Origin of the sequence: Streptomyces sp. NPDC006458, assembly GCF_040612135.1 — a bacterium.
Lineage (GTDB): Bacteria > Actinomycetota > Actinomycetes > Streptomycetales > Streptomycetaceae > Streptomyces.
In genome coordinates, this window is record NZ_JBEXPR010000014.1 from 85,006 (window position 1) to 97,415 (window position 12,410).

The 12,410-nt window shown below is 73.0% G+C and carries 10 protein-coding genes, 1 tRNA gene and 2 pseudogenes; 9 read left to right on the top strand and 4 right to left on the bottom strand.

Annotated elements, in window-relative coordinates; all coding sequences use genetic code 11:
* Window positions 1-138: 138 nt before the first annotated feature.
* The 4 genes and pseudogenes from ABZZ79_RS20220 to ABZZ79_RS20235 all read left to right on the top strand — a co-directional run.
* Window positions 139-1,032 carry an FAD binding domain-containing protein gene (locus ABZZ79_RS20220; protein WP_356690574.1) on the top strand — a complete coding sequence of 298 codons (894 nt, stop codon included), beginning with the start codon at window positions 139-141 and terminating at the stop codon, window positions 1,030-1,032.
* Entirely contained in the window at window positions 1,029-2,633 is a 1,605-nt protein-coding gene (locus ABZZ79_RS20225; RefSeq protein ID WP_356690576.1) for a 2Fe-2S iron-sulfur cluster-binding protein, read from the top strand. The genes ABZZ79_RS20220 and ABZZ79_RS20225 overlap by 4 nt, the downstream gene beginning before the upstream one ends.
* Window positions 2,630-4,939 carry a molybdopterin cofactor-binding domain-containing protein gene (locus ABZZ79_RS20230; protein WP_356690578.1) on the top strand — a complete coding sequence of 770 codons (2,310 nt, stop codon included), beginning with the start codon at window positions 2,630-2,632 and terminating at the stop codon, window positions 4,937-4,939. The genes ABZZ79_RS20225 and ABZZ79_RS20230 overlap by 4 nt, the downstream gene beginning before the upstream one ends.
* Window positions 4,940-5,124: 185 nt before the next feature.
* A pseudogene (locus ABZZ79_RS20235) lies at window positions 5,125-5,565 on the top strand (SUKH-4 family immunity protein); the annotation flags it as partial.
* A 134-nt stretch (window positions 5,566-5,699) separates the two neighbouring features.
* Here the strand turns inward: ABZZ79_RS20235 and ABZZ79_RS20240 are convergent.
* Window positions 5,700-5,774: transfer RNA gene (locus ABZZ79_RS20240), tRNA-Cys, on the bottom strand.
* Between the two features lie 328 nt (window positions 5,775-6,102).
* Between ABZZ79_RS20240 and ABZZ79_RS20245 the strand changes: the two genes are divergently transcribed.
* Window positions 6,103-6,471: a hypothetical protein gene (locus tag ABZZ79_RS20245; RefSeq protein ID WP_356690580.1), complete on the top strand. Its 369-nt coding sequence runs from the start codon at window positions 6,103-6,105 to the stop codon at window positions 6,469-6,471.
* On the opposite strand, the gene ABZZ79_RS20250 is transcribed toward ABZZ79_RS20245, so the two are convergent.
* Window positions 6,460-6,675, bottom strand: coding sequence for a hypothetical protein (locus ABZZ79_RS20250; protein ID WP_356690582.1), 216 nt, complete (start codon window positions 6,673-6,675; stop codon window positions 6,460-6,462). The genes ABZZ79_RS20245 and ABZZ79_RS20250 overlap by 12 nt on opposite strands.
* A 108-nt stretch (window positions 6,676-6,783) precedes the next feature.
* Here ABZZ79_RS20250 and ABZZ79_RS20255 point away from each other — a divergent pair.
* From ABZZ79_RS20255 to ABZZ79_RS20270, 4 genes and pseudogenes are all read left to right on the top strand, one after another.
* A pseudogene (locus tag ABZZ79_RS20255) lies at window positions 6,784-7,280 on the top strand (class I SAM-dependent methyltransferase); the annotation flags it as partial.
* Between the two features lie 242 nt (window positions 7,281-7,522).
* On the top strand, window positions 7,523-9,322 hold the full coding sequence (locus ABZZ79_RS20260; protein WP_356690584.1) for a DEAD/DEAH box helicase: 1,800 nt from the start codon (window positions 7,523-7,525) through the stop codon (window positions 9,320-9,322).
* A 498-nt stretch (window positions 9,323-9,820) separates the two neighbouring features.
* Window positions 9,821-10,462, top strand: coding sequence for a helix-turn-helix domain-containing protein (locus ABZZ79_RS20265; RefSeq protein ID WP_356690586.1), 642 nt, complete (start codon window positions 9,821-9,823; stop codon window positions 10,460-10,462).
* A 217-nt stretch (window positions 10,463-10,679) separates the two neighbouring features.
* Window positions 10,680-11,471, top strand: coding sequence for a S16 family serine protease (locus ABZZ79_RS20270; protein WP_356690588.1), 792 nt, complete (start codon window positions 10,680-10,682; stop codon window positions 11,469-11,471).
* A gap of 44 nt (window positions 11,472-11,515) precedes the next feature.
* On the opposite strand, the gene ABZZ79_RS20275 is transcribed toward ABZZ79_RS20270, so the two are convergent.
* Complete coding sequence (locus tag ABZZ79_RS20275) at window positions 11,516-11,689, bottom strand: hypothetical protein (RefSeq protein ID WP_356690590.1); 174 nt, start codon at window positions 11,687-11,689, stop codon at window positions 11,516-11,518.
* Between the two features lie 49 nt (window positions 11,690-11,738).
* Window positions 11,739-12,338 carry a helix-turn-helix domain-containing protein gene (locus ABZZ79_RS20280; RefSeq protein ID WP_356690592.1) on the bottom strand — a complete coding sequence of 200 codons (600 nt, stop codon included), beginning with the start codon at window positions 12,336-12,338 and terminating at the stop codon, window positions 11,739-11,741.
* Window positions 12,339-12,410 lie beyond the last annotated feature (72 nt).

Genomic DNA, 12,410 nt, shown 5'->3' on the forward strand with positions numbered 1-12,410 from the left:
GTGGGCGAATGCCTCCTAGCGGACCCCCGCGTTCGCCCCCTGCGATGATGTGCCAGAGTTGCCACGTCCGCCTTGTCTGCACGTACCGTACGGCAACACAGGTGGGACCAGGTGGGGCAGCGGGAAGGGGCAGCCGGTTTGACCACGCACGCACCGCAGGCGGCGCAGGCCGTCACGCTGCCCACGACACTCGACGAGGCCGTGGCGGCGCTCACCGCCATGCCCGCCGCCGTGCCCGTCGCGGGCGGCACCGATCTGATGACCTCCGTGAACTCCGGGCAGCTCAGGCCGACCGCGCTGGTCGGCCTCGGCCGGATCAGCGAGATCCGCGGCTGGCAGTACCAGGACGGCCACGCCCTGCTCGGCGCCGGACTCACCCACGCGCGCATGGGGCGGCCCGACTTCGCCGCCCTGATCCCCGCGCTCGCCGCCGCCGCCCGCGCGGCCGGACCGCCGCACATCCGCAACGCCGGCACCCTCGGCGGCAACATCGCCACCGCCGCCCCGACCGGCGACGCCCTTCCCGTGCTCGCCGCCCTGGAGGCGACCGTCGTCGTCGCCGGGCCGGGCGGCGCCCGCCGCGAGATCCCCGTCTCGCACCTGCTGGCCGGCATGGAGATGCTGCGCGGCGGCGAACTCATCGGCTACGTGCGCGTGCCGCTGCTGCACGCCCCGCAGGTCTTCCTGAAGGCCACCGGCCGCACCGGACCCGGCCGCGCCGCCGCGTCCGTCGCGCTGGTCCTCGACCCCGCCCGCCGGGGCGTGCGCTGCGCGGTGGGCGCCATAGCGCCGATGCCGCTCAGGCCGCTGGACGCCGAGCAGTGGATCGCCCAGCTCATCGACTGGGACAACGACCGCGCGATCGTCCCCGAGGCGCTCGGTGCCTTCGGCGAGTACGTCGCCACGGCCTGCATCCCCGACCCGGTCCCGGCCGAGGACGGCTCGGTGCAGCCGCTGCCGCCCGCCGTACTGCACCTGCGGCGCACCGTCGCCGCGCTGGCCCGACGAGCACTGGGGAGGGCGCTGTCGTGACCGACGACCAGCACGGAGAGGGCGCGCCCCAGGGCCCGAGCCGCTGGGACCCGCTGCCCCAGGGCGACTACGACGACGGCGCCACCGCCTTCGTGAAGCTCCCCGAGGGCGGCATCGAGGCCCTGCTGGCCGGTGACAGCCCGCTCGCCGCGCCCGGCCACGGCTATGTGCCGCCGCAGATCGCCGTGGCCCCCGCCGCGGACGCGGCCACCGACCCCTCGGCCACCGGCACCTGGGCGACGCAGCCCGGGGCCGCCGACGGCACGCACTGGCCCGCGCCCGAGCAGGGCACCGCAGGCGACGACCGGTTCACGTACAACCCCGGCGCGACCGGGCAGTGGACCTTCGAGGACACCACCGTCCAGGAGCCCGCGCCCGGACACGAGGTGACCGGGCAGTGGTCCATCCCGGTGGCGAACGGCGACCTGCCCGACGAGTCGGGTGAGTACACCACCTCCACGCTCGTCGAGCAGTGGAGCGGCACGGCCCCGGCCACGCTCCCCGGCGGCGCGCCCGCGCCCTGGGCCACGCCGCAGGACGAGGACCGGACCTGGGGCGGACAGCACGCCCCGGCCGCCGAACCCTTCCCCGGCGAGGCGCCCGCCGGACCGGACGCCGAAGCCCCGCACGACGGTTACGCCCCGGAACACCCGCACCCGCACGCCGACTCGGCCGCCCCGGCCGCCGTGGCGGCCCACGAGACGGCCACGGAGGCCCCGCGGGCCACGGAGGCCGCAGGAGCCGCTCCCGAGGGCTCCGAGGCACTCCCGGGCGCCCACACGGCCGCGGAGACCGTGGAGGCACCCGAGGAGCCGGGCGCGGACGCCGAGGCCCCCGCCGAGGCTCCCGCCGAGGACGGTCACCCGCGCGCGGACGACACCGAGGACCCGGCCGAAGGCGCGTCCCCGGCCGACGCCGAGGACCCCGCTGCCGAGGAACTGCCCCCGCCCCCCGGCGAGGAGCACCCCCTCGCCTCGTACGTGCTTCGGGTCAACGGCGCCGACCGGCCCGTCACGGACGCCTGGATCGGCGAGTCGCTGCTGTACGTGCTGCGCGAGCGGCTCGGACTCGCGGGCGCCAAGGACGGCTGCTCGCAGGGCGAGTGCGGGGCGTGCAACGTGCAGGTCGACGGGCGGCTCGTGGCCTCCTGCCTGGTGCCCGCGGCCACCGCGGCCGGCAGCGAGGTGCGCACCGTCGAGGGCCTGGCCGCCGACGGGCAGCCCTCCGACGTGCAGCGAGCCCTCGCCCGGTGCGGGGCCGTGCAGTGCGGCTTCTGCGTGCCGGGCATGGCGATGACCGTGCACGACCTGCTGGAGGGCAACCCGGCGCCGACCGAGCTGGAGACCCGCCAGGCACTGTGCGGCAACCTGTGCCGCTGCTCGGGCTACCGGGGTGTCCTGGACGCCGTCAAGGAGGTCGTCGCCGAGCGTGAGGCGCTCGACGGGGCCGACGGCGAACACGACGGCGACACGGCACGTATTCCCCACCAGGCCGGACCGGGCGCGGGCGGCGTCAACCCGTCGGCGTTCGAGGGCGGCCTCGGCGCACCCGGCCCGCACGAGCAGCCGTACGGACATGGACAGGACGGAGGCCAGGCGTGAGCAACGAAGCCGCCACCGCGACCACCGCCGCGGAGGCCCCCGCCCCGGATCCGATCCCGCACGGCCTCGGCTCCTCCCTGCCTCCGGCGGACGCGCGCGCCAAGACCGAGGGCACCTTCCCGTACGCGGCCGACCTGTGGGCCGAGGGCCTGCTGTGGGCGGCCGTGGTGCGCTCCCCGCACCCGTACGCGCGCATCAAGTCCATCGACACCGCCCACGCGCGCGAGATGCCCGGCGTGCGCGCGGTCATCACCCACGAGGACGTGCCCGGCAGCCCGGTGCACGGCCGTGGCACGGCCGACCGCCCGGTCTTCGCCTCCGAGGTCGTACGGCACCACGGCGAGCCCATCGCGGCCGTCGCCGCCGACCACCCGGACACCGCGCGGATGGCCGCCGCGGCCGTCATCGTCGAGTACGAGGTGCTCGACCCGGTGACCGACCCCGAGCAGGCCTTCGAGGCCGAGGCGCTGCACCCCGACGGCAACCTGATCCGGCACATCCCGCTGCGTCACGGCGACCCGGAGGCCGACGGCGAGATCGTCGTCGAGGGCCTGTACCGCATCGGCCGTCAGGACCCCGCCCCGATCGGCGCCGAGGCCGGCCTCGCCGTGCCGCGCCCGGACGGCGGCGTCGAGCTCTACATCGCCTCCACCGACCCGCACGCCGACCGCGACACCCTCGCCGCCTGCTACGGCCTGACACCCGAGCGCGTGAAGATCGTCGTCACCGGTGTGCCCGGCGCCACCGCCGACCGCGAGGACCAGGGCTTCCAGCTGCCGCTCGGCCTGCTCGCGCTGAAGACCGGCTGCCCGGTGAAGCTGACGGCGACCCGCGAGGAGTCCTTCCTCGGCCACGCCCACCGGCACCCCACGCTGCTGCGCTATCGCCACCACGCCGACGCCGAGGGCAAGCTGGTCAAGGTCGAGGCGCAGATCCTGCTCGACGCGGGCGCGTACGCCGACACCTCCTCCGAGGCGCTCGCCGCGGCCGTCTCCTTCGCCTGCGGGCCGTACGTCGTCCCGAACGCGTTCATCGAGGGCTGGGCCGTACGCACCAACAACCCCCCGTCGGGCCATGTGCGCGGCGAGGGCGCCATGCAGGTGTGCGCCGCCTACGAGGCGCAGATGGACAAGCTCGCCAAGAAGCTCGGCGTCGACCCGGCCGAGCTGCGCCTGCGCAACGTGCTGGCCACCGGCGACGTGCTGCCCATCGGCCAGACGGTGACCTGCCCGGCCCCGGTCGCCGAACTCCTCCAGGCCGTACGGGACTTCCCGCTGCCCCCGCTGCCCAAGGACACCCCCGAGGACGAGTGGCTGCTGCCCGGCGGCCCCGAGGGCGCGGGTGAGCCGGGCGCTGTGCGCCGGGGCGTGGGCTACGGCCTGGGCATGGTGCACATGCTCGGCGCGGAGGGCGCGGACGAGGTCTCCACGGCGACCGTGAAGGTCCACGACGGCGTCGCGACGGTGCTGTGCGCGGCCGTCGAGACCGGCCAGGGCTTCAGCACGCTGGCCCGGCAGATCGTGCAGGAGACGCTCGGCGTCGACGAGGTGCACGTCGCGCCCGTGGACACCGACCAGCCGCCGGCCGGTCCGGGCTGCCGCGGACGGCACACCTGGGTGTCCGGCGGCGCGGTGGAGCGCGCGGCCAAGATGGTCCGCACCCAGCTCCTGCAGCCGCTGGCGCACAAGTTCGGCATGTCCACCGAGTTGCTCCAGATCGCCGACGGCAAGATCACCTCCTACGACGGTGTCCTGTCGACCACCGTGACGGAGGCGATGGAGGGCAAGGAACTGTGGGCCACGGCCCAGTGCCGCCCGCATCCCACCGAACCGCTGGACGAGGCGGGACAGGGCGACGCGTTCGTCGGGCTCGCCTTCTGCGCGATCCGGGCCGTGGTGGACGTCGACGTCGAACTGGGCTCGGTGCGGGTGGTGGAGCTGGCCGTCGCGCAGGACGTGGGGCGGGTGCTCAACCCGGCCCAGCTGGCGGCGCGCATCGAGGCCGGTGTCACCCAGGGCGTGGGCATCGCGCTCACCGAGAACCTGCGCACACCCCGCGGCACGATCCGGCATCCGGACCTCACCGGCTACGCGCTGCCGACGGCCCTGGACGCGCCGGACATCAAGGTCGTCAAGCTGGTCGAGGAGCGGGACGTGGTGGCCCCGTTCGGCGCGAAGGCGGTCAGCGCGGTGCCGGTGGTCGCCTCCCCGGCCGCCGTCGCCTCCGCGGTGCGCGCGGCCACGGGCCGGCCCGTGAACCGGCTGCCGATCCGGCCGCAGGCGGCCGTGGTGGTCGCCGGGCAGTGAGGCGGGGGCCCGGGTTTTCCATCGGGCGGGGCGTTGTCAGTGGGGGCGCGTAGTCTTCTGGCAGTGGGCGAGGCGGCCCCTGGGGGTGGCTGCCGTGCCCGGGTACGACCACGCACGGGGGAATCATGAGTCTGCTGAGCTGCGAGCCGTCACTGCGGCTGCCGCCGAAGTTCGCACAGGGCCGGTCCGGGCTGGCCCTCGATCTGCCCTACCGCCTGCTGGACCGGGAGTTCGGCCGCGGCCGGGTGGTGCGTTTCGAGGACGTCGACTTCCCGGCGGCCCTCACACACGAGGCGACGCGCCGTTTCCTGCGCGAGACCGGACTGCCGGAGGAGGGCTTCCTCTTCCGCCTGGACACGGACATACCGCTCGCCCCGGTCCTGGAGTACTGCGCGGAGGAGCGCCCGGACCTGACCCCGCCGACCGGAGCGGCCTGTGACGTCGCCCACCTGATCCGCCTCGGCCGGCTCACGGCGGACAGCGCAGTCGTCCTGGACGGCCGCACGGGCACCGTCCTCGACTGGAGTGAGCCGGAGGGCACCCTGCACCCCCTGTCCACCGACGTCTCCACGCTCGCCTTCTACCTGTGGCAAGTGCGCCGGGAGAGCGCGCTGTTGGAGGCTTCGACGGGAATCGGTCCGGCGTAGGGCCTGACTGACGGCCTGCAGGGCCTGTTGTCCGGCGCCGGGCGGGGCCCGGCATGTGCGGCGGGCCCCGCTTCGGCCGGCGCGTGGAGAAGTCACCACGTGCGGCCGGGACTTGGAGACCGTGGCGGGAATCGAACCCGCGTAAGCCGCTTTGCAGGCGACTCCCTGAGCCATTCGGGCACACGGTCGGCGGCGAATCCGTTCGGGGTGTCGGCCCCTGCCGGACTCGGTGAAACGACCGTACGGCGAGGTGAATCGGGGACTCAAGTAAACGGGCGGGGCTGCAACAGCACTGCCATACGCCGTTCATAAAAGGCGTCCGGGCGGGGTGCGGCGGCCATGGCGGTCGTACGACCAAGGATCTGACCAGCAAGCTGATACTCGACCTCGCCGAGCGCGCGGGATGGACCGGCGCGGAGGCCGCGCTCGGCCTGGTCGCCGTCGAGGCCGCTGACCTCACGGTGTGGTGGGCCGCTCCGCTGGCGCGGACCCGGCGAGCCTCACCTGGGCGTCTCGATGACCACGCCAGACCCGGGCGTGTACATCAGCCCGGCACAGATGTACCAGGAGGTGAGGGGGCTGGCGGCTGCGGTCGGCCGGATCGAGACGAAGATCGACGGCATCCTCAACGAGACCAAGGACATCCGGACGGATCTTGCCGACCACGAGACCCGCCTCCGGGCTCTGGAGAACATGCCGAAGAGCACCGACATCGAGCCGCGCGTCACCACGCCGGAGGAAGGGCCGGTGGCCGCTGCCGGTCTCTCGCTGCGCTCACCGCGCTCGCTGCGCTTGCTGTGGCGCTCTACCAGGCGCTCGCCCGATGAACCACGACGCCCCCTCTCGCGCTGCGGCGCGGGAGGGGGCGTTTCGTCATCTCTGTGACTGGATGCCCGCAGCCCGGGTGATCTGCCGGACGCGTTCGCGGGTGAGGCCGGTGATCTTCACGATGTCCTGCTGCTTGGCTCCCTGTCGCGCCGCTTCGGCGATGGCGGCGTGCTGGGCGGTGCGGGCGGCTTCGGCGGCCTGGAGTGCGCGGTCGCGTGCGGCGGTGGTGTCGCGGACGGTGTCGAGCGGGTCGGTCGTCATGCTCCCGATGATGCCACCCAAACTAGGCACAGTCAACTTGGCCAGTTTCGCTTGGCGTGAAGCATAGTTGCAAGCCAAGGGGAGACCCCAAGGCGCAACTCAACAGAGGAGATCGGCTGCGGCACGGGCCGCGCCCTCGCCCACCTCACCCAGCAGGGCGTGAAGGCAACCGGCGTCGACCTGTCGCCCCGCATGGTGCAGCTGGCCAGCGAGCGCTGGGCGCCGCTCGGCGTCCGGTTCGCACAGGCGGAAGTCCTCGACTGGCTCGCCGCCGACCAGGACCGGTACGACGCCGTGTACTCCATCTTCGGTGCGGCCTGGTTCACCGATCCGTCGCGCCTCTTCCCCCTCGTGCGCCAGCGACTGGCCCGGGCGGGGTGTTCGTGTTCTCCCAGCCCCCGGCGATCCCTGGCGCCTACGGGCCGCAGGGCATGTACAAGGGCGGCTTCGCCGGCAAGGCGATGTTCACCTACCGGTACAGCTACAAGCCTGCGGTGTGGGAGCGGCATCTGCTCCGGGCCGGCTTCTCCACCGCGAAGGCCTGGGTCGTGGCGGCCCCGAAGGAGGGCCACATCGGCACCCTCATCGTCTCCGCCCGCGCCTGAGGCCGAGCGGCCCCGGCCGGCGCCCCGTCGCCGACCGGGGCCGCTCGCCGTCCCAGCGCCCGGTCGCCCCGTGGGGCGGGCTGCCCGCACCGCGAGGACGAGATCGCTGGGCTGCCGCAGGCGTTGTGACGTCAGTCCCACCCGGTGGTGACCCGGCGGTGTTCGCGCGTTGACGCGGCCGGGGCGCCGGTAGGGTGGCCCGGTTGTCATACGTAGCCGAGCTCGACCCCCGTACGGAGACCGTGACTACCACCGCCGCTTCTGCCTCCCACTCCCACCACCTGTCACCCGCCTTCCCCGGCCGTGCCCCCTGGGGCACCGCGAGCAAGCTGCGGGCCTGGCAGCAGGGTGCGATGGAGAAGTACATCCAGGAGCAGCCGCGCGACTTCCTCGCGGTCGCCACACCAGGCGCCGGGAAGACGACCTTCGCGCTGACGCTGGCGTCCTGGCTGCTGCACCACCACGTCGTGCAGCAGGTGACCGTGGTCGCGCCGACCGAGCATCTGAAGAAGCAGTGGGCGGAGGCGGCCGGCCGGATAGGGATCAAGCTGGACCCGGAGTACAGCGCGGGCCCGCTCGGCAAGGACTACCACGGCGTGGCCGTGACCTACGCCGGTGTCGGCGTACGGCCCATGCTGCACCGCAACCGGGTCGAGCAGCGCAAGACGCTCGTCATCCTCGACGAGATCCACCACGCCGGTGACTCCAAGTCCTGGGGCGAGGCCTGCCTGGAGGCGTTCGAACCGGCGACACGGCGGCTCGCGCTCACCGGTACGCCCTTCCGGTCGGACACCAACCCGATCCCCTTCGTGGCGTACGAGGAGGGCCAGGACGGCATCCGCCGGTCCTCGGCCGACTACACCTACGGCTACGGCTCGGCGCTGGCCGACCACGTCGTGCGCCCGGTGATATTCCTCTCCTACAGCGGCAACATGCGCTGGCGCACCAAGGCCGGCGACGAGATCGAGGCCCGGCTCGGCGAGCCGATGACCAAGGACGCGATCAGCCAGGCCTGGCGCACCGCGCTCGACCCGCGCGGCGAGTGGATGCCGAGCGTGCTGCGCGCCGCCGACCAGCGGCTGACCGAGGTCCGCAAGGCCATCCCGGACGCGGGCGCCCTGGTCATCGCCTCCGACCAGGACTCGGCGCGCGCCTACGCCAAGTTGATCCGTGAGATCACCGGCTCCAAAGCGACACTCGTGCTCTCGGACGACGCGGGCGCATCGGACCGGATCGACCAGTTCAGCGGCAGCAACGACCGCTGGATGGTCGCCGTCCGCATGGTGTCCGAGGGCGTCGACGTGCCCCGGCTCGCGGTCGGGGTGTACGCGACGACGATCTCGACGCCGCTGTTCTTCGCGCAGGCGGTCGGGCGTTTCGTGCGCTCGCGCAGGCGCGGCGAGACGGCGTCCGTGTTCCTGCCGACCGTGCCCGACCTGCTCACCTTCGCCCACGAGATGGAGGTCGAGCGGGACCACGTCCTGGACCGGCCGAAGAAGGACGGCGAGGAGGACCCCTACGCCGAGGAGGACAAGCTCCTCCAGGAGGCCGAGCAGCAGCAGGACGAGGACACCGGCGAGCAGGACATGCTGCCGTTCGAGGCGCTGGAGTCGGACGCGGTGTTCGACCGAGTCATGTACAACGGCGCCGAGTTCGGCATGCAGGCCCACCCCGGCAGCGAGGAGGAGCAGGACTACCTCGGCATCCCGGGGCTCCTCGAACCCGAACAGGTCCAACTGCTGCTGCAGAAGCGGCAGGCACGGCAGATCGCGCACAGCCGCAAGAAGCCGGACGCCGAGGCCGACCTGCTGGAACTGCCCGCCGAGCGGCGCCCGGTGGTCACGCACAAGGAGATGATGGAGCTGCGCAAGCAGCTCAACACGATGGTCGGGGCCTACGTCCACCAGAGCGGCAAGCCGCACGGAGTGATCCACACCGAGCTGCGCCGGGTGTGCGGTGGACCGCCCAGCGCGGAGGCGACGGCGGGGCAACTGCGGCAGCGGATCGCCAAGGTGCAGGAGTGGGCCACGCGTATGCGGTGACGCTGGGCGCTGTGCCTGGGGGCTGTGCCTGGGCGGGTCCTTCGGTTGTGTTTCGGGTGCGGGTGTTGTGTGGCCGGTCGCGCTGTTCCCCGCGCCCCGTTTCGGGACCGGTCGCGCTGTTCCCCGCGCCCCGTTTCGGGACCGGTCGGCCTGTTCCGTGTGCCTCTTTTCGGGGTTGGTCGCGTGGTTCCTCGGGGGCTTTTTCGGGGTGCTCGGTGCGTCACGGTGCGTTGAACTTTCAGGACAAAGGCAAGCAGTCCTCCCCGGCCATTGACCGGATTCTGGACGGAGCCTTCCGCTCAGCGAACCCGCTTCGCTAATGTCCCGCTACGCATACGCCCCGTGGCAGCGCCGCCGCGGAGCGCAGCCGTGAAGCGACTGGGCCCGGACAAGCCGGGCCGTCCGCCGATCGGCGGCCTCTGACGCGCGTCGCTGACGGGACTCCGCGACGCATTCGCCGCGAGGGGCTGCCGACCTCACCATTAAGGAGTGGGCGTCGTGACCGCGGAGACCTCTCAGACGCTCGACCGGGGACTCAGGGTCCTCAAGCTGCTGGCCGACACCGACCATGGCCTGACGGTGACCGAGCTCTCTCACAAACTCGGCGTCAACCGGACCGTCGTGTACCGCTTGCTGGCCACCCTGGAGCAGCACGCGCTCGTACGGCGTGATCTCGGCGGGCGTGCCCGTGTCGGACTCGGTGTGCTGGGACTGGGCCGCCAGGTGCACCCGCTGGTGCGGGAGGCCGCGTTGCCCTCGCTGCGGTCGCTCGCCGAGGACATAGGCGCGACCGCGCATCTGACCCTGGTCGACGGGGCGGAGGCGCTCGCCGTCGCCGTGGTGGAGCCGACCTGGACTGACTACCACGTGGCCTACCGGGCAGGGTTCCGCCACCCCCTGGACCGGGGAGCCGCGGGTAAGGCGATCCTCTCCGCGCGGCTGAGCCCGTACGAGGATCCCGGATGCACGCTGACCCACGGGGAGCTGGAAGCCGGTGCCAGCGGCGCGGCCGCGCCCCTGCTCGGGGTCATCGGTGTCGAGGGCAGCGTCGGTGTCGTCATGCTGGCCGACGCCGTACCGGAGCGGGTCGGGCCCCGCGTCGTCGAGGCGGCCCGGGAGGTCGCGGAAGCGCTGCGCTGAGACACGGCCTCGGTGTCAGAGGCGTGCGTACGTCCTCTCAGAGGCCGGGAACCAGCGCCAGCGGCCGGGAGACCCGTGACCCTGTTGGTGCCGGACGGGCCGGGGATCGCGATCGAGCCCCTGCCCGGGGCGCTGCGCCGGCTTCACACGAGTGGCGGTTACGCACGGGGGCTGACCGGCGCCCGGCCCGCCCCGGCGGCCACGTTAGATTGACCCCGTGCTCTCTCGTCTCACGCGCCCCTGGGCCGTCGCCGTCTGTGCCGTGCCCGTCGTGGCCCTCGTCGCCACGGCGCTGTTCGCGCCGCTGCCGTTCGCGCTGGCGCAGCCGGGCTTGACGGCGAACGTGCTCGGCGAGAACAGGGGGACCCCGGTGATCACGATCTCGGGGGCCCCGACCCGGGACACCAGTGGGCAGCTGCGGATGACCACCATCGAGGCGACCAGCCCGGACGCGAGGGTCTCGCTCCCGGACGTGGTCGACAGCTGGTTCCGCACCGACCGGGCGGTCATGCCGCTCGACTCGGTGTATCCGACCGGGGACTCGGTCGAGGAGATCGAGCGGCACAACACCCGGCAGATGAAGGAGTCCCAGGACGACGCCGCCGAGGCCGCCCTGAACTACCTCAAGCTCGACTCGGACGACGTCAAGGTCAGCCTGAAGCTCGCCGACGTCGGCGGCCCCAGCGCGGGCCTGCTGTTCTCGCTGGGTGTCGTCGACAAGCTGAACGGCGACGGCCGCGGCGGCGATCTCACCGGCGGCCGCACCATCGCCGGTACGGGGACCATCGACCCGGACGGAAAGGTCGGCGCCGTCGGCGGCGTGGCCCTGAAGACGCAGGCGGCGAGGCGCGACGGAGCGACGGTGTTCCTGGTGCCGAAGGCGGAGTGCTCGGACGCGGAGTCGGAACTGCCGAAGGGGCTCCGGCTGATCCCCGTGACGTCCCTGAAGGGCGCGGTGGACGCGCTGGTGGCCCTGGAGTCGGGCAAGGGGACCGTGCCGAGCTGCTGAGCCGGCTCGCGGGGCCCGTGCGCGGTTGCCGAGCTAGCTCCGAGCTAGCTCGCGAGGGCGGGCCTGCGTTGCGGAACGGCCATCCGCAGGCCCACTTCCACGAGGGCCCAGCCGAGGCGCTCGCGCAGTTCGGCGGGGCGGTGGCCGTCCTGGGCGAGTCGGTGGGTGTCGGCCTCGTCGCGCAGGCCGGTGTAGCGGGTGAGGTCGAGGTTCCGCATCTCAGGTGCCCTTCTCGGTCGGTGGCTCAGTCGCTGATCGGTCGGTGGCTCACTCGCTGATGAGCGGGAAGGTGTGCGTGTGGACGCGGACGGTCTGCGCGTCCGGATCGTCCTTGCCGCGGAACCGGTCGACCAGGGCGTGCATCTGCTCGATCAGCTCGCGGGTCTGCTCGGCGGTCAGCCGGAGCGTCATGCTGCTCATGTCGGTGGCGCGGTTCCACTCCTCGGCGTACCGCTCACGGTTGCCGAGCCAGGTCGACAGCTCCCGCGCGTGCGTGGTCGCCACCTCGTGCAGATAGAGGTCCGCGGCGCCGCGCACGGCCGGGTTCGGGTCGTCCAGCAGAGTGTCGTCGAACTCAAGCCCCCGGATGGCCGCCTGCCACCACCGCTCCCGGCCCTTGCCGTGCTCCGGGGCGTCCTCGACGAATCCGTACGCCGCGAGCTGACGCAGGTGGTAGCTGGTCGAGCCGCTGGACTCGCCCAGTTTTCCGGCGAGCTGGGAGGCGGTGGCGGGTCCGCCGAAGCGCAGCGCGTCGAGCAGCTGCATCCGCAGCGGATGCGCCAGCCCGCGCAGGGAGCGGGCGTCGAGGGTGCGCACCTGGGGTTCGCGGGGCTCGTCGGCGGGTGCCGCTTCCTTGGGCTCGTCCATGCATGCAAAGGTAGCGTTGCAAAGAAGTCTCTGCAATGGTTTCTCTGCAAGGAATCCTTTGCAAAGAACCCT

Coding starts and splice junctions, on each gene's coding strand:
- ABZZ79_RS20245 (WP_356690580.1), top strand. CDS start 6,103: ATGACCACGCCAGACCCGGGCGTGTACATCAGCCCGGCACAGATGTAC.
- ABZZ79_RS20250 (WP_356690582.1), bottom strand. CDS start 6,675: ATGACGACCGACCCGCTCGACACCGTCCGCGACACCACCGCCGCACGC.
- ABZZ79_RS20275 (WP_356690590.1), bottom strand. CDS start 11,689: ATGCGGAACCTCGACCTCACCCGCTACACCGGCCTGCGCGACGAGGCC.
- ABZZ79_RS20280 (WP_356690592.1), bottom strand. CDS start 12,338: ATGGACGAGCCCAAGGAAGCGGCACCCGCCGACGAGCCCCGCGAACCC.